19 protein-coding genes are annotated in these 23,311 nt (G+C 74.7%); 1 reads left to right on the plus strand and 18 read right to left on the minus strand.

The genetic code is table 11. The features are described 5' to 3' along the window. Positions 1 to 2 precede the first annotated feature (2 nt). From CGE01nite_RS08150 to CGE01nite_RS08235, 18 genes are all read right to left on the minus strand, one after another. Positions 3 to 3,236 (minus strand): hypothetical protein, encoded by a 3,234-nt coding sequence (locus CGE01nite_RS08150; RefSeq protein WP_141370153.1) that lies wholly within the window; start codon positions 3,234 to 3,236, stop codon positions 3 to 5. Between the two features lie 10 nt (positions 3,237 to 3,246). Then, on the minus strand, positions 3,247 to 4,719 hold the full coding sequence (locus CGE01nite_RS08155) for a hypothetical protein (RefSeq protein WP_141370155.1): 1,473 nt from the start codon (positions 4,717 to 4,719) through the stop codon (positions 3,247 to 3,249). Beyond that, positions 4,716 to 5,615, minus strand: a complete 900-nt coding sequence (locus CGE01nite_RS08160) for a hypothetical protein (protein ID WP_048342152.1) — start codon at positions 5,613 to 5,615, stop codon at positions 4,716 to 4,718. Before CGE01nite_RS08160 ends, CGE01nite_RS08155 begins: the two co-directional genes overlap by 4 nt. A gap of 3 nt (positions 5,616 to 5,618) precedes the next feature. After that, a complete protein-coding gene (locus CGE01nite_RS08165; protein ID WP_048342153.1) occupies positions 5,619 to 7,304 on the minus strand; it encodes a coiled-coil domain-containing protein in 1,686 nt (561 codons plus the stop codon). Between the two features lie 27 nt (positions 7,305 to 7,331). Next, positions 7,332 to 8,279: a hypothetical protein gene (locus CGE01nite_RS08170; RefSeq protein ID WP_048342154.1), complete on the minus strand. Its 948-nt coding sequence runs from the start codon at positions 8,277 to 8,279 to the stop codon at positions 7,332 to 7,334. 13 nt (positions 8,280 to 8,292) lie between these two features. After that, positions 8,293 to 8,790 (minus strand): hypothetical protein, encoded by a 498-nt coding sequence (locus tag CGE01nite_RS08175; RefSeq protein ID WP_141370157.1) that lies wholly within the window; start codon positions 8,788 to 8,790, stop codon positions 8,293 to 8,295. A gap of 10 nt (positions 8,791 to 8,800) precedes the next feature. Further along, positions 8,801 to 10,072 carry a hypothetical protein gene (locus CGE01nite_RS08180; RefSeq protein WP_141370159.1) on the minus strand — a complete coding sequence of 424 codons (1,272 nt, stop codon included), beginning with the start codon at positions 10,070 to 10,072 and terminating at the stop codon, positions 8,801 to 8,803. Next, positions 10,072 to 11,859, minus strand: a complete 1,788-nt coding sequence (locus CGE01nite_RS08185; RefSeq protein ID WP_048342157.1) for a baseplate J/gp47 family protein — start codon at positions 11,857 to 11,859, stop codon at positions 10,072 to 10,074. The genes CGE01nite_RS08180 and CGE01nite_RS08185 overlap by 1 nt, the downstream gene beginning before the upstream one ends. Continuing rightward, positions 11,856 to 12,308 (minus strand): hypothetical protein, encoded by a 453-nt coding sequence (locus CGE01nite_RS08190; RefSeq protein ID WP_141370161.1) that lies wholly within the window; start codon positions 12,306 to 12,308, stop codon positions 11,856 to 11,858. The genes CGE01nite_RS08185 and CGE01nite_RS08190 overlap by 4 nt, the downstream gene beginning before the upstream one ends. Further along, positions 12,305 to 12,706 carry a PAAR domain-containing protein gene (locus CGE01nite_RS08195; protein WP_048342159.1) on the minus strand — a complete coding sequence of 134 codons (402 nt, stop codon included), beginning with the start codon at positions 12,704 to 12,706 and terminating at the stop codon, positions 12,305 to 12,307. The genes CGE01nite_RS08190 and CGE01nite_RS08195 overlap by 4 nt, the downstream gene beginning before the upstream one ends. Then, positions 12,706 to 13,356 carry a phage baseplate assembly protein V gene (locus CGE01nite_RS08200; RefSeq protein ID WP_141370163.1) on the minus strand — a complete coding sequence of 217 codons (651 nt, stop codon included), beginning with the start codon at positions 13,354 to 13,356 and terminating at the stop codon, positions 12,706 to 12,708. The genes CGE01nite_RS08195 and CGE01nite_RS08200 overlap by 1 nt, the downstream gene beginning before the upstream one ends. Continuing rightward, entirely contained in the window at positions 13,353 to 14,375 is a 1,023-nt protein-coding gene (locus CGE01nite_RS16935) for a hypothetical protein (RefSeq protein WP_048342161.1), read from the minus strand. Before CGE01nite_RS16935 ends, CGE01nite_RS08200 begins: the two co-directional genes overlap by 4 nt. After that, on the minus strand, positions 14,372 to 15,082 hold the full coding sequence (locus CGE01nite_RS08210; protein WP_141370165.1) for a hypothetical protein: 711 nt from the start codon (positions 15,080 to 15,082) through the stop codon (positions 14,372 to 14,374). Before CGE01nite_RS08210 ends, CGE01nite_RS16935 begins: the two co-directional genes overlap by 4 nt. Further along, a complete protein-coding gene (locus tag CGE01nite_RS08215; RefSeq protein WP_141370167.1) occupies positions 15,079 to 16,467 on the minus strand; it encodes a hypothetical protein in 1,389 nt (462 codons plus the stop codon). Before CGE01nite_RS08215 ends, CGE01nite_RS08210 begins: the two co-directional genes overlap by 4 nt. Before the next feature lie 12 nt (positions 16,468 to 16,479). Next, positions 16,480 to 16,860 (minus strand): hypothetical protein, encoded by a 381-nt coding sequence (locus CGE01nite_RS08220; RefSeq protein WP_048341910.1) that lies wholly within the window; start codon positions 16,858 to 16,860, stop codon positions 16,480 to 16,482. Between the two features lie 10 nt (positions 16,861 to 16,870). Further along, complete coding sequence (locus CGE01nite_RS08225; protein WP_141370169.1) at positions 16,871 to 18,565, minus strand: hypothetical protein; 1,695 nt, start codon at positions 18,563 to 18,565, stop codon at positions 16,871 to 16,873. Positions 18,566 to 18,832: 267 nt separating this feature from the next. Further along, on the minus strand, positions 18,833 to 20,200 hold the full coding sequence (locus tag CGE01nite_RS08230) for a cellulose binding domain-containing protein (protein WP_170210921.1): 1,368 nt from the start codon (positions 20,198 to 20,200) through the stop codon (positions 18,833 to 18,835). A 155-nt stretch (positions 20,201 to 20,355) separates the two neighbouring features. Further along, complete coding sequence (locus CGE01nite_RS08235; RefSeq protein WP_141370173.1) at positions 20,356 to 21,681, minus strand: AI-2E family transporter; 1,326 nt, start codon at positions 21,679 to 21,681, stop codon at positions 20,356 to 20,358. A 335-nt stretch (positions 21,682 to 22,016) separates the two neighbouring features. Here CGE01nite_RS08235 and CGE01nite_RS08240 point away from each other — a divergent pair, with 335 nt between their 5' ends. Beyond that, entirely contained in the window at positions 22,017 to 23,309 is a 1,293-nt protein-coding gene (locus CGE01nite_RS08240; protein WP_255318488.1) for a hypothetical protein, read from the plus strand. Positions 23,310 to 23,311: the final 2 nt, after the last annotated feature.

A 23,311-nucleotide genomic window follows, 5' to 3' on the forward strand; every position in this document is an offset into this window, starting at 1 on the left:
CGTCACCCCACGGATCCAGAGACGGAGACGGACGCCGATGCGGACCCGCCCGCGTAGCGGATCGACTCCAGGAGCGCGACGAGCTCGTCGCGGATCGAGTCGACCAGGGTGGACACCGCGTCGGCGACCTGCGGCGGGATCGCGTTGACGGTGGCGATCATGCCGTCGACGTCGAGCTCGCGGAGCTGGTCACCGACCTCCACGAGCTGCTGCCCCACGCCGTCGAGCGCGGCGATCGGCAGCACGTCGGCGACGCGGGCGACCTGCTCGGCGACACCCGAGAGGTCGGGCATGAGACCGGCGGGGTCCAGCCCGCGGATCGCGCCCGCGACCTGCGCGAGCAGCGCGTCGAGGTCGCCCGCCAGGACCGCCGGGTCGTACGCGGCGATCGTCGCGCGGACCACGGCGTGCACCTCGCCCAGCTCGTCGGCGAGGCGGGCGGGGTCGAGCAGCGCGAGCTCGTCGCGCACCACGTCGATCACCGTGAGGTAGCGCTGGGCGAGCGCGCCGGGGTTGAACTCCTCGACGAGCGCGCGGATGCGGTCGACCGCCTCGGTCACCGCCGTGCCGGCCGCGCTCAGGAACGCGGGCAGCGCCGCGACGATCGAGGCGAACAACGCGTCGAGCTCGGCCGCGAGCGGCTCGGGGTCGAGCGCCGCGAGCAACCCGTCGACGTCGGCGAGGACCTGCGACGGCAGCACGGCCTCGAGCAGCTCGGCGACGGACACGAGGTCGTCGGCCACCGGTCCGACGAGCGCGCCCGCGAGCCCACCGGCACCCGCGGCGACCAGGGCGCGCTCACCCTCGACCGCGCGCAGGAGTGCGGCCGGTGACACGGTCGCGACCAGGTCGACGGAGACCGCGAGGTCCACCCCACCCGCGGAGAGCGCGGCCGAGCGACGCAGCGCGAGCTGCGCGTCGAGCTGGGCCGCCCCGACCGGCGCCACGGCCGCCTCGAGCGCGCGGTCGACCTGCGCCTGCAGGCCCAGGAGGCGGTCGCGCGTCGTGCGGAGCGCGCCCGCGGTGCCGCTGAGCATGTCGTCCAGCGACGACAGGACCTCGCCGACGGGTCCGGTGCCGAGGTCGACGAGCGCCTCGCGCAGCCGAGCCGGCAGGTACCCGACGAGACGCACGATGTCACCGGGCCGCAGGTCGGGCGGGGGAGCGGGCTGGGTGCCGGCGGGGGTCGGCGTCCCGCCGCCCAGGCCGATCGCGCCGAGCGTCGGTTCGATCGCGGCCCTGGCCGCGGCCTCGCCCGCCTGCGCGGCGACCGTCCCGACGCGTGTGCCGATCGCGTCGGGTGCGGGCACGGGGATCGCACCGGCGATCTGCTGGTAGAGGTCGATGGCGGGGGCCAGGAGCGTGCGCGGGTGCACGCGGTCGACCGCGCCCAGCACCTGCGCGAACACGTCGCTGGCCGGCGCCACGAGCTCGGTCAGGTGGACGCCCTCGATCGTGCCCGCCGCGTCGTCGAGCACCTCGGTCACCCCGGACGTGAGCGACGAGATGTCGATCGAGCCGAGCTGGTCGAGCGCACCGGCGAGCATCGCGTCGAGGTCCGCCACAAGGTCCGTCGGCACGAGCGAGGAGATCGCGTCGCTGACCGCCTGCAGGCCGTCCCGCACGGTCGCGCCGACGCTCGGCGGCACCTGGAGCTGCGCGGCGGCGTCCTCGAGCGGACGCCGCACGGCCTCGTCGAGGTCGATGGTCTCGAGCAGGGACACGAGCTGGTCGACACCCTCGCGCAGTGGCTCGGGCAGCTCGACGCCTGACACCACCTCGCTGACCTGCTCGCGCAGGTCCTGCAGCTGCGCCGCGATCGCGGTCGCGGCGTCGCTGATCTGAGTGCCCCCGACCGCGTCGGCGATCGCGGCCGCCGCCTCGCTGAACGCGCGCAGGCCCTCGACCGCACGCTCGAGCACCACGCGTGCCTCGTCGGCCACGGCCTCGACGCCCGACGCGATGTCCCCGAGCGCCGCGGCGAGCGCGTCGACGAGCTCCTTGACGACCTGCTCGAGCTTGTCGACGGCTGCGGCGACGAGTGCCGCCGGGTCGGCCGCGGCGAGGGTCTGGGCGACGTCGGCCAGCGTGTCGCGCACGAACACCACGGGTGCGTCGAGGTCCGCGTCGTCGATCACCTGCGCGAGGCGCGCGATCGCGTCCGACAGCGACTGGCGCAGCGAGCGCAGCGGGAGCTCGCGCAAGAGGTCGCGCAGCCAGCCCTTGACGACCTCGACCGACTGGTCGACGGCGCCCAGCACCGTCTCGCGCGCGGCCTGCTCGACGCTGTCCAGCAGGTCGCGCAACGCGTCGAGCGCGCGCTGCGCGTCGAGCCCTTCGACGAAGCCGCGCGCGTCGGCGATCATCCCGCGCCAGTCGTCGAGCAGGTCGAGCGCACCCTGCTCGACGCTGCCGAGCGTGCCGCGCAGCGCCCGCACCGGGCCGGCCAGGTCGCCGACGCGGGTCGCGGACATGACCCCCGTGACCGTGCGCAGCGCCGAGGCGAGCTGCGCGATCGTCGCGGTGCGCACCTGTTCGAGCGTGGTCAGCGCGGCGCGCACGGCGGCGACGTCCCCGACCTCGGCGGCGGCCCGCACGCGTCCGAGCGCGAGGACGAGCCCTTCGCCGAGTCGAGGGTCGATGCGCACGCGCTCGAGCTGCGCGTCGACGCTCGCCGTCCACGCGCGCACGGGGTCGATCGCGGACGCGCCGAACGGGAGCAGGATCTGCATCGCGACGTCCACGAGCGCGCTCGGGTCGGACGGCAGCCCGCCGTCGACGGTGCGGACGAGCGACTGCAGGCGAGCCAGCCCGCCGCTGACCGCGCTCGCGTGGTCGCCCAGCCCGCCCGCGACCTTGCCCAGCGCCGATCCCGCATCGATGGACCCGGGCAGGCTCAGCTGCAGCGGGTCGCCCGACAGTGCGCCGATCAGGCTCGCGACCACGCGCGCGCCCTCGGCGACGGCCTGGGCGTACTCGGCCACGGGAAGGTCCGCGCCGATCGCGTCGAGGAGCTGGGTGAGCGCGCCCGCGAGCGGCTCGACGAGCGCCGCCGGGTCGTCGACCGCGGCGACGGCGGTCTGCACGGCCGTGCCCAGGTCGCCGAGCACCCCGGCCACAGCGCCGTCGCCGAGCAGCGCCTGCAGGTCCTGCGCGTCGAGCGCGACCGAGATCGAGCCCTTGGCGTCGACGATGGCCGACAGGTCGAGGCCCTGGAGGTCGTCCAGCAGCGTCATGACGGGCTCCTCATGGCGCGAACTCCATGACGGCGTTCGACAGCGCGACCGTGCACAGCTGGTCGGTCGCGACCTCCCAGCCGTCGGTCCCGGCGAGCGAGAGGCCGGTGAGCGTCGTCGTCGGACCCGTGAGGTCCACCCGGACGCCGCCCACGACGACGGCCGTCCCGACCGGCGAGGACGCGACCGCCACCCGCACGGCCGGACCGCTCCCGCCCGGAGGGTCGAACCAGCGGAACGTGCCGCGCGTCGCCCGCAGCGTGACCTCGACGGGCCCGTCGACGGCGACCGGTGCGGGCAGCGCGAACCACACGACGGCGGGTGCACCGCGACCGTCCGCGCCGGGCAGCGCAGAGGCGGTGAGGTTCGCACCCGCGACGCCGAGCGCCAGATCGGTCTCGCCGTGCGGCCACCCGACGACCGCGACGCGCACGAGCTGCTCGCCCGCGAGCGTCGCCGCCGCGATCCGCCGCGTCACGGGCGCGTCGTGCACCGCGACGCCCCCGACGTCCGCGTCGGCGGTGGGTACGGGGTCCGACGAGGGGTGCAGCGCGGCTCCGTGATGGGTCACGGTCACGTCGGCCCGGGTGCGCGTGGGCGCCCGGCCCGGTGCGACACCGGGCCGCGGCACGCTCGTCGGCAGCCCTTCGCTCTCGACGCTCGGCCGTCCCTCGACGGTTCGCTCGATGACGAAGCCGGTCACGTCGAGCCGGACGAGGGCGTTGCCCGCGGCGTCCGAGCGCAGCGTGACGGGTGCGGTGCCCGGCGCGGGCGCCGTGACCGCAGCCGCCAGGTGGCGTTGCAGCGCGGGGGCCAGGTCGTGGGTCAGCGTGGAGCGCAGCGGCCCCGGGACGGCGAGCTGCTCGTCGCCGTCCGGCCCGATCACGTGCAGCCCCACAGGCATCGGGGCGGCCGCGAGCCGGACGTCGCCGTGCGCGAAGCTGAGGCTCGTGAGCTCGTCGAGCGTGCGCCCCGCGCCCACCGTGACGGTGAGCGGACCGAGGAGGTCGGGCAGCGTGAGCAGCGAGCCGGAGATGTCGCCGCCGGTCAGCTGGGCGGGCAGGTAGTGGTCACCGGGCAGCGGCGGCACGGCCACCACCGGGCTGCCGGCCTGCTGCACGACGAGGTGGAGGTCGGCGGACAGCGGGAGCGCCTCGCCGTCGGGCGCCGAGCGCAGCGAGGGGATCGTCAGGCCGCGGGTCGGCACGCGAGGGTCGGGCGGGGTCACGGTGATGCTCGTCGTGGGGTTCTTCGCGGGGGTGACGACTCCGAGGTCGCGGCCCGTGCCCGCCGTCACGGGGTCGACCGTGAGCACCGCGCTGTCCACGCGCGCGCCGGTCGCACCCGCCACGGGCCGCCACGGCGTCGCCAGGACGTACCCCGACGGAGGGATCGTCACGCCCTGGGCGACCAGATAGCTGACCGGCGCGACGAGGGTCATCGTCGCCTCGACCGGCACGAACCCGACCGAGGGGGCGTTCACGACGTCACCACCAGGTCGAAGCGGGCGAGCTCCATGCCGGTGCGTGCGCCGGCGCCGGTCCCGGCGTGCGCGAGGACGACGAGGTGCTCCCGCGCCGCGGCTGCGGGCGGGGTGTAGGTGAACGCGGCGCCGTCGGCGTCGACGGTCGCGACGACCGTGGTGCCCGGTGGGGAGGCGGCGGTGTCGAGCACGCCCGCGCCCGGACCGCCGCCGTCGTCGAGCAGCCGCAGTGCGACCGCGCCGAAGGGGGCCGCCGTCGTCGGCGCGCCGCCCGGTCCCGACGCGACGTCGAGCGTGCCCGTCGCGCCGAACGTGAGGTCGCACGCGACCGCCGCGGCGCCCGCGACCAGCGGTGCGTCGAACGTCAGCCGCATCGGCAGCCGTACCTCGCGCACCAGCGCGTGCGTGATCTCGCGGCCGTCCTGCCCGGCCACGCCGACGGGCCAGAACCAGCCCTCGGCACCGACGAGCACGTCGGGGTCGTCGTCCTGCGCACCGACCTCGAGGAGGTCGATCCCGTCGAGCCGGAAGCCTTGGTCGCCCGGTGCGACGAGCGCGCTCGCGGACCGCACGGCCGGGTCCTGCAACGCGTACAGCAGCGCGTCGGTGCCGGCGAGCTCGCCCAGCCGGTCACCGGGCGGGTCCGTGGTGACGTCCAGGCCGATCGTCACGCGCAGCCGCACGACGCGGCGCAGCGTCGAGGCGCCCGCGGCGATCTCCGGGCGCGTGGAGAACACGTCGGGCTCGAGCGGCACGAAGCCCTCGACACCGAGCCGCACGACCGGTCCGGCACCCGCCGGCCCCGCCGCACCCCGCCTGCGCACGCGCCCGCCGAACGGCGCCGGCAGCGCCGCTCCCAGCACGTCCGCGAGACGGGACTCGAGCTCGGTGAGCACGCGTCACCTCCGTCCGATGCGCGAGTCGACCATCCGCTCGAGCTCGGGTCGCAGCGTCGCGAGCTGCTTCTCGACGAGGAGCGGGACGTCCTGCGTCTGCCGCGCGACCTCGTTGGTGACGAGCCCGGCGACCTGCTGGCGCAGCCCCGCGAGCTCGCTCTCGACCGTGTCGCGCACCCCGGCGGTCTCGGAGGCGACCGCCTGCCGCACGACGCCCTGCACGTCGGTCTGCAGGCCGTTGCCGAGCACCTGCACCTCGGTCGTGGCGGCCTGCCGGGCGACCTCGGCGAGGTTGACCTCGAGCTCGCGGCGCGCGGCGGCCACGTTCGCCTCGAGGTCCAGCGCGAGCTGCGAGCGCAGGTCCGTCAGGCCGCGCCCGATCCGGGTGTCGATCTGCTCCTGCAGCTTGCCGATCTCCGTGAGCAGGTCCTTGCGGAGCTGTTCGCGCTCGCCTGCCTCGTTGCGGCGGTTGACCTCGATTCGCTCGTCGAGCTGGGCGATGCGGGTGTCGTTCTCCTTGACCTGGGACTCGAGCGCGGACTGGCGCTCGTCGACGCGCGCGAGCTGGCCCTGGACCTCGCCGAGCGCGTTCGCGAGCTGGTTGTCGACCGCGCGCTCGACCTGCGCGCCGATCGAGTCCTGGATCTGCGCGAGCTGGCCGCGCAGGCGCTCGTCGGCGGCCTCGAGCCGCTTGTCCAGGTCGGACGTCAGACTCTCGCGCAGCTGCTCGTCGAGTCCCTTGAGAGACTCGGCGAGCTCGTTGCGCGTCGTGCCGAGCACCTGGTCCACCAGGGCCGCGGTCTCGCGCTTGACGGCGGAGTCGACGACCTGACCGATCTCGGCGAAGCGGGACTGCAGCTGCGAGCGCAGGTCGGTGCCGAGCGTCTCGACCGCCGAACCCGCCTCGGCACGTGCCGCCTCGCGCGCCGCGTCGAGCAGCTGCGCGAGGTCGCCGGGCGTCCCGCCGCCCTGGCGGACCTCGTCGATCGCCTCCGTGAGCTGCTCCTGCGTCACGAGCGCGGACTGCAGCTCGGTGAGCCGGACCTCGAGCCCGGACGCGTCGAGCAGGGAGCCGTCGGGCCGCGTGAGCCGCTCGCGCAGCTTCTCGACCTCGTCGACGCGCTGCACGAGCTCGGGCACGTCGACGGGCCGGCCGTCGACCTCGAGCTTGCTGCCGACCTCGACCGCGCGTCCCACCTCGACCTGCAGGGTGCGCAACGTCGCGCGCATGTCGACGATGTCGCCGCGGTCGTCGGCCGCGCCCAGCACCTTGCGGTTGAGGCGGTCGAGGGTCGCGCTGCGGGTCAGGTCGTTCGTCGCGACCGCGTCGACGCGCGTCCGGGTCGACGCGAGGTCGTCGCCCACGCGGCTCAGGCGCGAGTCCAGCAGGCCGACGTCCCGGCGCAGCTTGATGAGCGTGCTGTCCAGCGCGGGGTCCTTGAGCCCGCCGCCGGTGATGATCTGGCGCAGCTGCGGGTCGAGCCACCCGATCGACACCTGGTCGGGGTGCTCGTGCTGGGGCACGCCCGCCTGCCCGGTGGCGACGGTCGCGCGACCCACCTCGATGAGCGCGGCGACGAGCGTGTTCCAGTCGTCGGCCGCGATCAGCTCACCGCGCGCCTTGGCGGCGAGCGGGCCGAGGCGTTCGACGAGCGCCTGCAGGCGTTCGATCTCGACGACGGTGGCCATGACGCACTCCTTCGGACGACGGTCCGGTCACAGGGACCGGAACAGCGCGGGACCGGCGACCGCGATGCCGCGCCGGTAGGTCTCGAGCTCTTCCTCGGGCTTGCTCACGCCGCCCGCGGCCGAGAAGGTCTGCAGGAGCGTGAGCGCACCGCTCACCTCGGGCGACGCGAGGAAGTCGTCCGCGCCCGTGCCCTGGCCGTTGGCGAGCTCCATGACCTCGCGGATCGCGGCGTTGGAGTGGTTCGCGATCATGGGCGACCACTGCGCGGTCGTGACGAGCGTGGACTGCTCGAGCTCGCTGACGCGTGTGAGCACCCGGTCGCGCACGGCGGTCGTCGCGGCGCCCTTGTCCAGGACCGCGGTCAGGCGGCCGCGCAGGTTCTGGCTCTCGACCTCGCGCCGCAGCTCGAGCAGGCTGCGCCCGAACGACTCGCTGAACCGCAGGATGTTGCCCTGCACCTCGGCGATCTTGTCGGCGATCTCCGGGTGGTCGTGGCCGACCGGGGAGACGAGCCGGGTCAGCTCGCCCACGGCCCGCGCGAGGTCGGCGACCGCCGCGGCGAGCACGTTCCAGTCCTCGGCGCGGATGACCTCGCCCGCGGCCTTGTTCGCCAGGCGGCCGACGTTCGTCGTGATCGCGCCCGCCTGCTGCTGCACGGGTGCGAGGTCGGCGTCGGGGATGTCGCGGATCGGCGTGTCCCGGAACAGGTCCGGCGGCACGATCACCGGGACGCGCGTCGGGATGTCCTGCGGGAACAGCCGCACGACCCGACGGTCGATCGCGTTGACGAGGTTCGGGTGGGAGACCGTCATCTCCCAGCTGCCCGGGTCCAGGTCGCGCACGAGCAGCGAGCCGTCGAGGAACGGCTTGCGCTCGACCGCCTGGCCGGTCGACTGGTTCACGAGCTTGACGACCGCGTCGCGGTTCGCGGGGGTGTACCCCTCGAGGCGGATGTCGAACGCTGCCTTGGCCATCACCGGGCCCCTTTCACGTCAGCCACTGGAGGTCGCCGTACGGGAACTCGACTTCCCAGAACAGCGTGAGCTCGTGGTCGTCGCCCTTGTCGACGGGTGCGAAGACCACACGGTTGTAGAGGACGGGGTCGCCGTCGCCCTGCGAGAGCAGCCCGGCCTCGCGGATCCGACCGACGGCCGCGTCGTTCGGAAGCGTCGCGCGCACGCGCACCTGGACCACGCGCCGCTCGGGGACGGAGGTCGCCGTGAACGCGGAGGCGGGGAGCGCGGTCGTCGTGTCGCCCGTGAGCGTCGTGTCGTCGCCGCTCCCGTTGGTCAGCGCCGTCACGCCGACGTCCTCGGGCGCGTCGTCGTTGGTGCCGACACCCATGTGCGTGATGGGTGCGCCGGTGCCCGCGAACAGGTCGGCGATCAGCTGGGCGCCGGTGGCCATGACTGTGTTGTGGGCCCGGCGCTCGTCGACGACCGCCCCGCCGGGATCGGTGAGGATCAGGTGCAGCTTCGCCTTCATGGTCGCTCCCTCAGCTCAGCACGGAGTCGTCGAAGTCGGTCACGTCGAACGTCGCGCCGGAGTCCGGCAGCGAGTCGGCGCCGGTCGGGCCGGCGGCCCGGAAGGTGCGCGGCCAGATCCCGACGAGGTGCGCCTCGCCCGGCTGTCGTTCGGTGAACGCGCGCAGCACCACGTCCGCCGCGATCCCCGCACCCGCGGTGCGGTCGACCGCCGTGTCGAGCCCGGCCTCGAGCCGCCCGCGCGCGAGCACGGCGTCCTCGGCTCCGCCCGGCTGCGACGTCAGCGTCGCGGCGTGCAGGCGCACCTCGAGCGTGGCGGGCTGCGCCTCGACCCACGCGACGCGCGCGGACACGAGCGCCGGCTGGGCGAACAGCGAACGGTCGAACGCGGTCGTGTCGAACCGCGCCTGGGTGAGCGTGTCGTCGGCCATCGCGAGCAGGTACCGGCCGAGACCGGGGGAGTCGTACGTCGCGAGCGGGAGGAACCACAGGACGTTCGTGCCGCGGGCGAGCGCGCCGGCCGCGAGCGTGGTCGCGGGGTCGCCGGGCCCACCCGCGCCCGCGGTCAGGTCCGTCCAGACCGTGAGGCGGTCGGTCACGTCGTTGCCGTCGAGGTCGGCCCGAAGCAGTGCGCGGTCGGCGGCCGACGGCGCGATCGTCAGGCGTTGGCCGAGGGCGAGCGACCCCCGGAACAGCACGGCGTGGCCCGTGGTGCGGTTCACGACGAGCGGTGAGTGCTCGGGCGCCTCGCTGATGCCGCGCAGCACGACCGCCCAGGGCGCCGGGTCGAGGCCCCGGTTCTCGACCTCGAGGTGCGCGAGGGGCTCCCACCCGCCGGAGTCCGGCAGGCGTGCGTCCCGGATGCGCGGAGGGTTGTCGAGGAGCTGGGGGCCGCGCTCGTCTGCGGCCCATGCGTCGATGCGGGCGACCGTGCGGATCCCCGCGGCCTGCTGGAACCCCTCGGCGTAGTCGCTGACGAGCGCCCGCAGCGCCTCGCGCGTCACCGCACCGAGCTGCAGGCGCGCCCGCACGATCGCGTGCACCCACGCGCGGAACTCGCCGAGCCCGGCGTGGAACGGCTCGGGGGGGATGTCGAGCAGCGCCGCCAGGGCGACCGCCTCGTCGAGGTCCGGCGTCGAGTCGAACCAGTGCGCGCGCTGCACCGAGACGCCGGCCTCGTCGAGCCCGTCGAGCTGCACGCCCCACGTGCCGGCGAACGAGCCGATCACCTCGCCCTCGCGGTACAGGGTCGGCAGGTGCTCGAGCACGGCGTCGGTGCGCATCAGGCACCTCCCTCGCGGACGTCGAGCGCGACCGAGCGGATCTCGGCGCGGTCGTCGGTGCCGAGCGGGTGTGCGCCCAGGCCGTCGGCGAGGCGCAGGAACCGGTCACCCGCCTCGGTGGTCAGCGCGACGTCGCTGCGCACCACGGCGTAGCGCGTGTCGTCCCGCACCGCGGCGATGAACGCGTCGACGGTGATCGCGGTGCCGGGCCGCAGGGCGGTGGCCCACGAGCGTGCGGCCAGGCCCATCGCCTGCTCCGCGTCGCTCGCGGTGACGCCCGGCGAGAGGTGCACGGGCACGAGCGCGTCGACGAGGACCGTCGCCCCCGGGCCCGCGCCGCCCTCGGTGCTCACGAGGTGCGTGAACGGGGCGACGGGTGCGAGCACGGTGCCCGCAGGTGCCGTGACGGACGGCTGCGGCCCGGCGCCGATGTCGAGCCCGAACGTCGCGTCCACGATGCGCGGGTCGGACAGCGCGGCCGCGGACAGCGGGCCCGGACGTGCCGTGCCGCCGGGCGGCAGGTCGCGCAGCACCGCGGTGACCCGCTCCTCGAGCGCCGCCTGCAGGGACGCGAGCTCGGCGCCCCCGACCCCCGTCCCCGCGAGCACGAGTGTCGCCGTGACCTGCACGGGTGTCGTCGCGGTGCGGCCCGGGGTCACGCGGATCCCCGCGGGGCGCAGGTCCTCGATGCGCTCGGCGACGAGCGCGAGCAGCTCGGGCGTGGGCTCGCCGTCGTAGGCGATGGCGAGCGCGACCTCACCGGGCAGGCCGTGCGGGAACTCGGTCGCGGTGACGTCCTGCACGCCCTCGAGGTTCTTGACGCCCATCGTCAGCGCGTCGAGCGTGCCGCGCGCCGCGACCGCGAGCGCGCCGCGTGCGCGGCGCCGCAGGTCGTCGTCCGACTCGGCTCCACCGGCGGCTGCCGCCGGCGACTCGTTGCCCACCTCGCCGATACCCGCGATGAGCACCTCGAGCCGGTCGAGCTCACCCGCGCCGACCGCGGGGGTCGCGGGCGACACCGCAGCGGCGAGGACCTCGCGGGACTCCTCGCCGACCTCGAGCACGAGCGGGACGGTCGTCGCGTACCGGTTCGAGTGCGCGTCGGCGACCACGGTCCCGACGGGCACCGTGATGCGTCCGGACGACCCGGCCGAGCGCGTGAACCGCACGCGTGCGGTGGGCACGCCCCCGGGACGACGGACGATGCCGACGAGCGCCACGACCTTGTCGAGCGACGTCCCTTGCGCGCTCTCGACGTACGCCGAGCGGTACACGGCCTCGAGCTGGAGCTCGACGAGCGCGAGCTCGCGGGCCACGGCCTCGAGCAGCGTCCGGGCGACCGAGCCGACGTTGAGGTCGGTGATGGGCGCAGGCCGGGCCTGCGACGGGTAGTAGTTGACGACGACCGTCGAACCCGTGGGGGGCTTGCGGCCCGTCGGGCGGAACCGGATCGCGTCGCGCTCGGCGCCGTGCTGGCCGGTGGCGACGACCTCGAAGTCCGCGTCGGTGAAGCGGTACGGCACGGGCACGGTCTCGCTGACCGCCTCACCCTGCGCGTCGCGCACGACGTCGCCGTTGACGTCGCGCAGCGGCCGGGTGACCTCGACAGTGCCCTGCAGGTGGCTGACGCGGCGGATCGGCCGGTCGTGCAGCGCGTCCAGCACGACGAGGTCGCCGGCCGGGACGGTGACGACCTCGCGGACCGTCCCGCCCGTGAGCGTGGTCAGCGTGTCGCGCACGATCTCGGGGTACGGGCGCGGCGAGAAGCCGTCCGGCAGGCCGTTCACAGGTCCACCCCCAGTCCGACGGACACGGGCTCGCCGCCCGCGACGGGCTGCACCGTGAGCAGGAAGCGCAGCTCCGACGGCCCCTCGGACGCGATGTCGAACGCGAGCTCGACGACCTCGTCCTCGACCCGGGGCTCGGCCGCCACGGCCTCGAGCACGAAGGTCTTGCACCGCGCGCGGCTGGCCTCGTCCTTGCGCTCGCCGATGAGCTCGTGCAGGCGCGAGCCGTACTCGCCGTGGCCGAGGTCGCTCAGCGCGCCGCGCGGCGTCAGGAGCCGCAGCACGAGTGCCTGCCCGAGGTTGTGCCGACCGTCGAGCAGCAGCGGCCCGTCGGCGGCGCGGTCCACCACGCCCGCGCCGAGGCGCAGGTCGAGCGCCGAGCCGTCGTGCGCGCCCATCGCGGGCGGGCCGAGCAGCACGCGCAGGTCGGTGCCGAGGACGTCGTTCATCCGGCCATCACCGTCCCGACCGGCCCGATGATCGCGCCCGTGGTCTGGTCGCTCGGGTCGTTGCAGGTCGTGACCAGGTCGCCGACGCGTGCCAGCCCCTTGCCGCCGACCTTCACGGTGCTCGAGGCCTGGTCGACCGTGCCGGCGTCGCTGGGCGGGGACTGGAACGAGACGCCAGGTGGCATCGCGATGTGCTTCGGGCTGTTCTCGGTCGTGCTGTCCTTCGTGGCCGCGGGCTTGCCGGCGATCTTCACGGTCGAGACGGTCGCGCCCGAGACCTTCGCGACGAACGGGTGCGGCAGCGGCGTCGGCACGCTGCCCGCGGGGGTGGGCACGAGCACGATGTGGATGTCGACCCCCACCACCTGGGCGTCCTGGCCGACCGCGGGGGAGCCCATCAGTTCACCTCCACGACGCCACCGGAGACCTTGACCTTGCCCGAGCCGTCGATGACGATCTCGGGCGCCTTGAGCGTGAGCTTCGACGACGCCTCGAGGCTGACCTCGCCGTTGCCGCCGAGCGTCAGGGTGCTGTCCTTCGCCTTGGCCGTCAGCGTCCCGGGGGAGGCGCCGTCGACGACGAGCGCGCAGTCGCCGATCGTGACCTTCGCGGAGTCCTGCGCGATCTCGACCTGCACGTCGCCGACCGTCAACGTGATCTGCGGTGTGGCCGCCTCGATCTGCAGGTCGACCTTGGTGTCGCCGGGCGGCAGCTGCAGCACGACCTTGCCGTCGGCGTTCTCGGGCGGTGCGAGGTCCCGGTGGTAGAGGCGTCCGACGACGACACCCGCGTGCGGGTCGCCGTCGGCGAACGCGACGACGACGAGGTCGTCGACCGCGGGCGTCGCGACGAACCCGAGCGCCCCCACCGCGACCGGAAGGTGCGGCACGACGACGCCCGAGTCGCGCAGCTTCACGCTCACGCTGTGGTCGGGCGTGCCCGCGGCGGTCGTGTGGACGTCCGTGACCGAGCCGATCGTCACCCACGAGCGCGCGTCGGCCTCGTGGCGCGCGATGCGCGCGACGGCGTCGTACAGCAGGTCGGTCACAGCAGGCCTCCCAGTCCGCCGGCGAGCCCGCCGAGCAGCCCGCCCAGCAGGTCGTCGGACGCGCCCGCGGCCACGCCGACGAGCGTGGTCCGTGCGAGCCGGGGGGCGAGCTCGTGCCGCACCGACGTCAGGAGCCACGGCCCAGCCTGCGCCGAGTCGGTGGTCTCGTCGATCCGCACGACGTCGCCGGGTCGGCGTGCGGGCTGCAGCCAGCACGTGGCGCGCATGCGTGCGGTCGACGCGGCCCGGCGGCTGGTGGCGCCGCGCGCCGCGAGGTCGACGTCGGTGCGGGTGCGCAGGACGGGGTCCGGCGTCCACGTGCGGGAGCCGTCGGGGTCGTCGGCACCCGTGACCGCCTCGGTGCTGGGCACCCACACGTCGGGGGACAGCGCGGCACCCGATCCGCCCGCTCCCACGGGCGTGAAGTCGTGCCCGGGCGTGTGGTTCGACGTGGTGAACGACGTGAACTCGCGGTCGAGCCGCATCGCGGCCGTCGGGACGCCGACGGGCCACGCGACGACCGTGACCCGGCCCTCGGCGTCCACGACCGCGACCGCGTCGGAGCGCGCGGCGATCGCCGCGACGTGCTCGGCGGCGGTACGCCGCGGGTCGGCCACGTACGCGGCGGTCTGCGTGAGCGCGGCGACCGGTCCGGTGTCCGCCGACGCGAGGTCGGCGAGCTTGCCGACCACCTGTACGCCGGTGAGCCCGTTGTAGGTCTCGGCGGGCCGCGCCGCCGCGAGCGCGGCGCCCGCGTCGGTCACGACGACCACGGCCCCCGTCGTCGTGTGCGCGACGTGGTCGACCGTCCCCGTGATGACGACCGCGGCGCCGTCGCCGCCGTCGAGCTCGACGCTCGCGCGCGCGCCCGTGCTCGCGGGCACGTCGACCCCGGCGGCGATCGCGACCTCGACGCGGTTGACGCCCGGCAGCAGGACGAGCTCGGCTGCGACCGACCTGATCTGCACGGTGTACTGCAGGTCGTCGAGCGTGACGGTCGCGCCGGTGGTCAGCGTCATGAGCCGAACACCCCACCCAGTGCGTCGAGCGCGGTGCCGAGCTGCGCACCCGAGTCCTCGAGCGAGCGCTGCACGTCCTGCACGGGCGCGAGCACGCCGTCGAAGTCGAACGACGCGAGCCCTGCGAGCGCGGAGAGCGCGTCGACGGCCGCGAGCGCACCCTCGACGGCCCCGGCGACGTCGCCCGCGAGGTCGGCGAGGTCACCGAGCAGGTCGGTGTCGAAGCCCAGGTCGCCGAGCCCGAAGTCGTCGAGCCCGCCGAACCCGGCGAGCTGGGCGGGCGGCGGCAGGGGCGGGCTCTCCGCGAGCTCGACGACGATCTCGACGACACCGGGACGCCCGGCGACCTCGCTCGCGGCCAGGCGCGTCACGACGACCTGCTGGAGCTCGAGCGCGGTGACGATGTCCGCGGAGAACGTGGTCGCCTCGCCCGAGGCCGCGAGCGTCTGCAGCGCGGCGAGGTCGTCGAGCGCGGTCGGCCCGGCGAGCACGGCCGCGATGGCCATGCGGTGGCTCGGGCGGCCGCTGCGCTGCTGCGCGTACCCCTGCAGCCCGAGCACCGGCACGTCCACGAAGCCGCCGTCGAGCGCGTGGTCGACGCGCTGCGCGGCCGTGAGCGTGACGTCGCCGATCACGGGCATCGGGCGTGCGCCCGACGACGGGGCGGTCGAAGGCAGCCCGCTGGGCAGACCGGTGGGCAGGCTCATCGGCGCAGCCCTCGCAGGTCGGCCGCGCGGTGGAGCGCGAGCGCGAGCTCGTCGGTGCTCGGCGCGGTGCCGGGCCCGTCGGTGCGCGTGGAGGCCGCCGAGTCCCAGGCATCGTGGAAGGTGGGGAGCGCCGCGGCGGGCCACGGCCGCATGAGCGTCGCGCCCGGGGTGCTCGGTACAGCTGTCGCGGCGAGCGCGCCGGCGCTCGCGGGCGTGGTGGCGCCGGCTTCGGTCGCCCAGGCGCCGCCGACAGGGGTGCCTCCGGCGCGCTCGGGCGTGGTCGTCGCGAGCGGGCCGTGCGCTGCGGCGCCGACCGGCGCGCCCCATCGGTCGACCTGCGGGGAGCGCTCGGGAAGCGTCCCGGGCGGCGACTGCGGGCTGAGGCGCGGCCCGGCCGTCAACGGCCTGCCGCCCGAGGTGCCTGGCGCGACGACGTCGCGTCGCGCAGCGGGTACCGGCCCGGCCGCGGGTGTCAGGACGGGCGGGACGGCGGGCGATCCGGCCAGGCCGGCGCCGTCCGGGCGGTCCGCGAGCTCTCGGCGCGCCGCCGGGTCGGTCGTCGTACCGGTTCCGGCACCACCCGTCAGGAGGTCCGGGTCGGGCGTTCCCTCGTGCCCGGTCGTGACGACTGGACCGGTCGTGACGGCGTGCTCGTCGGCGCTCGTGCTCGCGTCATCGGCGGACCACGGGGCACCGCCGTCGCCGACCAGGTCGAGCGACGCGCTCGTCGGCCACCGCGAGTCGGGCGCACCGGACGCGCGCGCGTCCGCCCAGCGCGGGTCGTCGCCGGGGTCGGTGACGTCCTCGAGCGGCCCGGTCAGGAGCGCGCGCGCCAGGGCGGGTTCGAGAGGCTCGGTCGCGCGGGCCAGGAGCGCGGACGCCAGGCGGTCACGGACGGCACCGGGCCTCCCACCGGACGCATCGGCGGCGTCCAGGACCAGGCGCGTCCAGCCGTCGTCGGCGACCACCGCGCGCGCGAGCTCGGCCGCGAGCACGTCGGCGTCGGCCGCGGCGAGCTCGTCGGCGGCAGCGCCCGCCGACCGCGCGACGAGCAGCCGGGTGCGGGCGAGCGGTCCGTCGAGCGCGGCGCCGGCCAGGTGCAGGGCGACCGCCTCGGCCGCCGCGCGCTCCTCGTCGTCCCGCGGCAGCGGCTCGCCCGGCGTGGCTGCGGCCGCGAGGACGAGCCCCGCGAGCGTCCGTGCCTCGTCGGACCCGGGCACGAGCCCGGTGACCAGCGAGACGAGACGGTCGCGCTCAGCAAGCCGCAGCCGACGCAGGGCGACGCCGAGCAGGGCGACCCGGCCGTCAGGCAGGGCCCCGCCCGGGTACGTCGCGTCGCCCACGCGCACCTCGCCACCGGCGACGAGCTGGACCGCACCGCTCATGGTCGACCGACCTCACCGCTCCTCGCGCACGCGCGTCGCCGTGAACGCGTAGACCGTCTCGCCGTGCCCGCCGGCGCTCATCGCGAAGGACTTCTCCGTCATGAGGCACTCGTCGAAGCTCACGGTCACGGTCGTGCCGCCCTGCCGCAGCGGCGCGGTGATCTGGAAGAAGTCGTCGCCGACGAGCGCGTCCAGGTCCGGGGCCGACGACGCGACCCGGATACGGCCCTCGACGTTGCGCGGCCCGGTGACCACGCCGATGCGCTCGGACGACCCGAGCGCGTAGAGGTCCTGGCGGACCGTGGCCGAGCGGTGCTCGACCGAGCGCACGCCCTCGACGGGGGTGCCGTTGACCAGGACGGAGCTCTCGTTGGCCGCATACACGGTGGGCATGACGCGCCTCTCAGTTCTTCACGCGGATGGTGGCGTAGACGAAGTCGATGGCCCGTACGGGGCGCACCGCGATGTCGATGCGGACGTTGCCCTGGGCGAAGTCGAGCTGCGTCGAGTAGACGTCGACCAGGAACGCGGGGTCGGTGCCGTCGGTCGACGGCACGAGCTCGCCGGCACGTTCCATGCGCGTGAACGTCGCGACGATCTGCTGGCGCAACGCGGTGCGTGCGTCGACGGTGTTGAGCTCGCCGATGAAGTTCTCGGCGATCGCCTTGACCTCGCGCACGCACGCGTCGGCGACACGGGTCACCGAGATCTGGTCGCCGGTCGTGTCGAGGCCGCGCAGCACGATCACGCCGCGGCCGGAACGGTCGGCGACGACGAGCGCGTTGTGCGTCGGGCCGAGCAGACGGTTCAGCTCGCTGTCCGTGTAGCGGGCCGGTGGGATACCGAACAGGGGGACCGGCTTGAACGTCGGCGAGACCGACGGTCCGGTGCGCGCGACCGACCCGATCACGGCGCCCGCAGCGCCCGCCGGGGTCACGAGCACGAACCTGCGGTTGCGGACGCCCGCCGCGTGGTCGCGGATCCGGTCGAGGTTCGTCTGCTCGGCGACCGTGACGGACCCGAAGGCGATCCGCGGCGCACCCGCGTCGGCCTGGGCGACCGCGTGCGCGACCAGCGCCTGGTGCACGACCTGCACGAACGCCTCGGTGCGCGTCGGCTCGAGCGACGCGGTCACGAGGCTGATCCGGGGGTCGGTCGCGAGCAGGTTGATCGCGTCCTGGTAGTCGGCCGCCGACGGCGACGTGCCGCCGGTCAGCGGCGTCGGCGAGATCGCGACGGGCAGCCGGTCGGGTGCGGCGAGCGACGACGCCTGCCGGACGTGCACCAGCGCGCTCTCGCGCAGCACGACCGCGGGCAGGTAGTTCGCCGAGTCGGGGTTCATCGTCAGGCGCGTGAACTCCTCGGACTGCGCGCCGTCCCGGAACACCCGCACCCGCACGTTGTCGGCGGACGGCGACAGGATCTCGACCGTCAGCCCCGTGGGGTCGACCTCGGCCTCGGGCAGCAGGGTGAACAGCGTCTGAGCGGCCCCCGAGCGGGGGACGTCCACGCCCGTGCCGTCGGCGGGGAGCACGTAGGTGCCCGCGGCGGGGAGCGTGTCGGCGAGCGACGGGTCGAGCGCGACGAGGTACAGCGATCGCGTGTTGATGGTGTCCAGCAGGTCCTGGTGGGAGCCGGGCTCGACGACGAGGTCGGCGAACTCCTCGACCACCTGACCGCCGCGCAGGACCCGCAGGCTCACGCGCACGGTCTCGCCCGCGGCGTTCGTCACGGTCCGCACGTCGACGGAGACCTGGTTGGCCCACGTGCCGACCGACCGGGCGCGCAGCAGCACGGCGTCCGTCGACACCGCGTTGCGCAGGACGAGCGAGGCCGCGCCCCCGCCGGTCACCGGCGCGACGAGCACCTCCGAGGCGCCGTTCGCGAGCGCGTGCACGATCTCGGGAGCCGACGCGACCGTGCCGGGGCCGAGGCTCCCGGGGATCTCGGCCGCGCGGGACAGCCCCACCAGCGCGGCGGGGACGGGTGGCCGGTCGACGATGCCGACGATGCCGACGACGCCCGACGACGCGGGTAGCGGCGGCAGGACGTCGAACCGCGTCTCGACCTGCACTCCGGGTACGACGAGCGTCGCCATGGCTTCCTCCTCGCGCGACGACCGGCCGGCGCGAGCACGTCGACCGGAGGAAGCCCGCGGATCCCACGCCCGCGTCGCAGCCCCCGAAGGGCAGCGTGCGACCGGCTGCGCCTCACGGGCGTCACGCGCGCGTCACAGCACGCGCGGGGAGCGGGCGCACCACGCAGACGAGCGGCGTGCACAGGAGACCCGTGCACGCCGCTCGTCGCAGGCGTCGCTCCGTCGGGGCTGTCGTCCGGCGATCAGCCGTCGGACGACGCCGTCAGGTCATGCTGCCGCGCACGTCACCGTGGCCCCAGCGCCGGACCCGGTGCCCTGGAAGCCGAACGTCGTGCTCTGGCCTGCGTTCACCTGCCCGTTCCACGGTGCGTTGGCGACGGTGATCTGCGCGCCGCCGTTCGCCTGGCCGTTCCACACGTTGGTCACCGAGCCGGACGGCAGTGTGACGGTGACCCGCCACCCGTTCAGCGGCGTGCTGCCGGCGGTGACCTTGACGTCCGAGACGAACCCGCCGGGCCAGCCGTTCACGAGCGTGTAGGTCGCGGTGCAGCCGGCGTTGGGCTGCGACGTCGGAGAGGGCGTCGGTGTGGCCGGCGGGGACGGGGTGTGCGAGTAGGTGGGGGTGGGCGTCGGCGTCGGCGGCATCGTGTGCGAGGGGGTCGGCGTCGGCGTCGGACTCGGCTGCGGGCCTGATCCCCACGCGTCCTTCAGGAACGCGGCGATGGTGTCCCAGCTCGGGTTCGGCGTGCCCTGGGTGACGCTCTCGCGGCACCCGTCGGTGGTCCGGACCGTCTGCTGGCCGAAGCGCGACGAGCTGGTCACGTCGGCGTGGCTGTGACCCGCGCCTGGCACCGAGAAGAACTGGGTGTCGACGCACGCGGCCTTGAGGGCGTCGTACAGGATCTCGGTCTGCGCGTGCGGCACGACGTTGTCACTGCGGCCGTGCAGCAGCATCATCGGCGGGTCGTTCGCGTCGACGTAGGCGATCGGGTTGGCCTGCTGCGCCTTGGCGGGGCAGGTCGGGATCGCGCACCCGAGCAGCTGCGCCTCGGGCGCGTCGGGGCTGTTGTGGTCGATCCAGCCGCCCTGGTCCTGCTGCGCGAGCTTGACGAAGTCCGTGGGACCGAAGAAGTCGACGCCGGCCTGGACGGCGCTCGAGACGCCGACCGTGCCGATGGTGCCCTCGAGCGAGGAGAAGCCGCCCGTGAGCGCACCCATGGCGGCGACCCAGCCACCCGAGGAGTCGCCCATGGTCGCGAACTTGGCGGGGTCGAGCTTGTACTGGGTGGCGTTGGCGCGCAGGAAGCGGATCGCCGCCTTGACGTCGTGCACCTGGGCAGGGAACTTCGCCTGCGAGCTCGAGCGCACGCTCACACCCGCGACGGCGATGCCGCGGGGGTTGAGCTGCTGCGCGATCGCGTTCGCACCCGACTTGCCGTCGTCGGACGTCCACGCCGAACCCGTGGACCACACGACGAGTGGCCAAGGCCCGGCGCCGTCCGGGACGTACAGGTCGAGCAGGTGGCCGCGGCTGCCCTGCGGGTCGGCGGGTGCGTAGGCGACGTTCGTCGTGGTCTGGACCGCGCTCGCGGGTGCGCCTGCCGCCGCGATCGCGCCGACGGCGGCGAGCGCCACCGCCCCCCACCAGGCCGTCGCCCTCCTGCGTGTGCTCCACATGACGATGTCTCCCCTCGCGCGGTTGCCTGGTCGACCGACTGTGGTCAGCCGTGGCACGGAGGGGCTAGGGCCGAATCATTTCGGCTCGGGCACCGGAGGTTTCGGAGCGACGATCAGTGGTCGTCGGCATCGGGGGAGTCTTCCGACGAGTCCGTCGTGCGGTCCTCCTCGGTCGCCGACGGAGCGACCGGCGACGTCGAGGGGGACGTCGAGGGGGACGTGGCGTCGGGGCGGCGGCGCATGCGGTCGGTCCACGTGCGGGTCCGTCGGTCGCCGGTCGGCTGGTCGCTGGTCGATCGGTCGGCGGTCGGCTCGTCGGCCTCGGCGACGTCCTCCCAGCCGCGGTTGCGACGCAGGGCCTCGACGTCCTCGTGCAGGAGCGGGTCGTCGACGATCTCGTGGCGCCGCACGTAAGTGGACGCGACGGCCTGGATCGTCGCCATGACGGGCAGCGCGAGGAACGCGCCCATCGCGCCGAACACGGCGCCGAACCCGATCACGCCCAGGAACGAGACCGCCGGGTTCAGCTGGAGGGCCCGGGCGGAGATCTTGGGGGAGAAGACGTAGTTCTCGAGCTGCTGGTAGGCGATGATCCACGCGACCACGAGCAACGCCTTGAGCGGCGAGATCGTCAGCGCGACCGCGACGGGGAGCGCCCCGCCGATGTACGTTCCGATCGTCGGGACGAACTGCGACACGATGCCCGTGAACGCCGCGAGCGGGAGCGCGTAGGGGATCTCGACGATCATGAGGAAGATCCACGTGAAGACGGTTGAGAGCGCGGCGAGCACGAGGCGCGAGTTGATGAAGTCGGCGACCTTCTCCTGCGAGACCTCCCAGAGGCGCAGGACCTCGCGCTGACGGCTCGGCTCGAGGTACGCGAGGACCGCGGCGCGGAAGCGGGGGCCGGCGCTCGCCATGTAGTACGTCACGAGCAGGATCGAGGTGGCGTTGAAGATGCCGCCGATGAGCGACGCGCCGGCGCCGATGATCCCGGGAGCGAGCGACTGCCAGTGCTTGCCGAGGGTGTCCAGCGCCTCGTCCGCCGTGGGGATCTGGGTCCCGAACCGGTTGTCGAGCCACTCGGCGAAGTCCGCGTAGTACTCCGGCAGGTGCGTGACGAAGTCGACGACCTGCTGGACGAAGAGGCTGCCGAACAGGGCGATCACGAGGGTCATGAGGACGCCCGCCGTCAGCATGACCAGGCCGGTCGCACGCGTGCGGCGCACGCCGCGCCGCACGATCCAGCGGATCGGCGGCTCCATCGCGAGCGCGATGAACCACGACCACGCGAGGATCGTGATGACGTTGGTGAGCAGCCCGAGCGAGCGCCAGATGAAGATCCCGGCGAACACCGCGACACCGGTCATGAGCAGGGCGCGGGGCAGCCACGCCGGCGGGCGCCGGGAGTCGACAGCGGTGGGGCGGAGCTTCGGCATCGGTCCTCGTCGTCTCGAGCAGGATCGGGCGAGCAGGTCGTCGCGATGACGCTACCGGTGCGGGGACCTGCGGACGCGCACCGCCGGGCAGATGCTGCCATGCTCGTCCCAGCGTGACCTCACGGAGGTGTGTCATGGCGGACCAGTCGACACCACGCGAAGCGAGGGGCTCCCGGCCCCGACGCCCTGCTGCGGGCGCGCCCCCGGCGGACCAGCTGACAGAGCCGGTCCCCGTCGGCGAGGTCCCCGTCGGGGACGACGCCGTACGCGAACGGCTCGCGGCCCTGGAGGCCGAGAACGCGCGGCTCAGGGAGCAGCTCGACGCGGTCCCGACCGTGACCTCACCCGTGCCCGTCGCAGCGCCGGTGCCGCGCGGGCCCCGGCACGTCGGACGCTCGACGCTCGCGGTCGTGCTCCTGCTGCTCGGTGCGCTCCTCGCGCCCGTCGCGGTGATCGCCTCCTGGGCCGGTGGGCTGATCGACGACACCGACCGCTGGGTCGAGACCGTCGCGCCCCTGGCCGACGACCCCGCCGTGCAGCAGGCGGTGACGAACCGGATCACGACGGCGATCGTCGACGCGGTCGGAGTCGACGACCTCGCCACCGAGGCCACGTCCGCGCTCGCCGGGCTCGGGCTCCCACCGCGCGTCTCGACGCTCGTCGAGTCGCTGCAAGCGCCGCTCGCGAGCGCGGCGACGGACTTCGTGCGCCGCGGGGTCGAACGGGTCGTCACCTCGGACGCGTTCTCGACCGCGTGGACCGAGGCCAACCGCACGGCGCACGAGCAGCTCGTCGCCGCGCTGCGCGGCGACCCGGACGCGCTCGCGAGCATCGGTGCCGACGGCACCCTGAGCGTCCAGCTCGCCACGGTCGTCGACGCCGTGACCCAGCTCCTCGTCGACCGTGGCTTCACGATCCTCGAGCGGTTGCCCGCCATCGACGCGTCGTTCCCGCTCATGCAGAGCGCGGACCTGGTGCGTCTGCAGAGCGCGTACCGGCTCCTGCACGCCGCCGGGACGTGGCTCCCGTGGGTGTCGTTGCTGCTGCTCGCGGGCGGCGTGCTCGCCTCGCGGCACCGTTCGCGCGCGCTCGTCGTGGCGGGCCTCGCGCTCGCGGGCGCGATGCTGCTCCTGGGCGTCGGCCTCGCGGTCGGCCGCACGCTCTACACCGAGTCTCTGCCCGAGGCGGTGCAGCGGCCCGACGTGGCGGTGATCGTCTACGACCAGGTGATCTCGCTGCTGCGGATCGCGCTGCGCGCGGTCGCCGTGCTGGGCCTCGTCGTCGCGATCGTGGCCTTCGTCGCGGGTGGCACGACCGCGGCCCGCTCGCTGCGCCGCTCGTGGTCGCGGGGGGTGGCGGCGGTGCGCGGTGCGGGCGACCGGCACGGGGTGTCCACCGGGCCCGTCGGACGGTGGCTCGACGAGCAGCGCACGTTCGTCCGCATCGTCGTCGTGTCGGTCGCGGGACTGGTCATCGTCCTGGCGGACCGGGTCACGCCCGCGCTCGTGGGGTGGACCGCGATCGTCGCGATCCTGGTCCTGCTCGTCGTCTCGCTCCTTGCGCGGCCGGCGCGGCCGGCCGACGCGGCGGACGTCGACCCGGCGGCGAGCCCTGCCAGCGTCCGCTGACG

Origin of the sequence: Cellulomonas gelida (genome assembly GCF_006538725.1) — a bacterium.
In the GTDB taxonomy this organism is placed as follows: Bacteria; Actinomycetota; Actinomycetes; order Actinomycetales; family Cellulomonadaceae; genus Cellulomonas; species Cellulomonas gelida.

Excerpts from the sequence above, each read along its gene's own strand:
- CGE01nite_RS16935 (WP_048342161.1), bottom strand. The coding sequence starts at position 14,375 with ATGACGCTGACCACCGGCGCGACCGTCACGCTCGACGACCTGCAGTAC.
- CGE01nite_RS08220 (WP_048341910.1), bottom strand. The coding sequence starts at position 16,860 with ATGCCCACCGTGTATGCGGCCAACGAGAGCTCCGTCCTGGTCAACGGC.
- CGE01nite_RS08170 (WP_048342154.1), bottom strand. The coding sequence starts at position 8,279 with ATGGCCAAGGCAGCGTTCGACATCCGCCTCGAGGGGTACACCCCCGCG.
- CGE01nite_RS08180 (WP_141370159.1), bottom strand. The coding sequence starts at position 10,072 with ATGCGCACCGACGCCGTGCTCGAGCACCTGCCGACCCTGTACCGCGAG.
- CGE01nite_RS08150 (WP_141370153.1), bottom strand. The coding sequence starts at position 3,236 with ATGACGCTGCTGGACGACCTCCAGGGCCTCGACCTGTCGGCCATCGTC.
- CGE01nite_RS08210 (WP_141370165.1), bottom strand. The coding sequence starts at position 15,082 with ATGAGCCTGCCCACCGGTCTGCCCAGCGGGCTGCCTTCGACCGCCCCG.
- CGE01nite_RS08165 (WP_048342153.1), bottom strand. The coding sequence starts at position 7,304 with ATGGCCACCGTCGTCGAGATCGAACGCCTGCAGGCGCTCGTCGAACGC.
- CGE01nite_RS08175 (WP_141370157.1), bottom strand. The coding sequence starts at position 8,790 with ATGAAGGCGAAGCTGCACCTGATCCTCACCGATCCCGGCGGGGCGGTC.
- CGE01nite_RS08215 (WP_141370167.1), bottom strand. The coding sequence starts at position 16,467 with ATGAGCGGTGCGGTCCAGCTCGTCGCCGGTGGCGAGGTGCGCGTGGGC.
- CGE01nite_RS08225 (WP_141370169.1), bottom strand. The coding sequence starts at position 18,565 with ATGGCGACGCTCGTCGTACCCGGAGTGCAGGTCGAGACGCGGTTCGAC.
- CGE01nite_RS08235 (WP_141370173.1), bottom strand. The coding sequence starts at position 21,681 with ATGCCGAAGCTCCGCCCCACCGCTGTCGACTCCCGGCGCCCGCCGGCG.
- CGE01nite_RS08195 (WP_048342159.1), bottom strand. The coding sequence starts at position 12,706 with ATGGGCTCCCCCGCGGTCGGCCAGGACGCCCAGGTGGTGGGGGTCGAC.
- CGE01nite_RS08190 (WP_141370161.1), bottom strand. The coding sequence starts at position 12,308 with ATGAACGACGTCCTCGGCACCGACCTGCGCGTGCTGCTCGGCCCGCCC.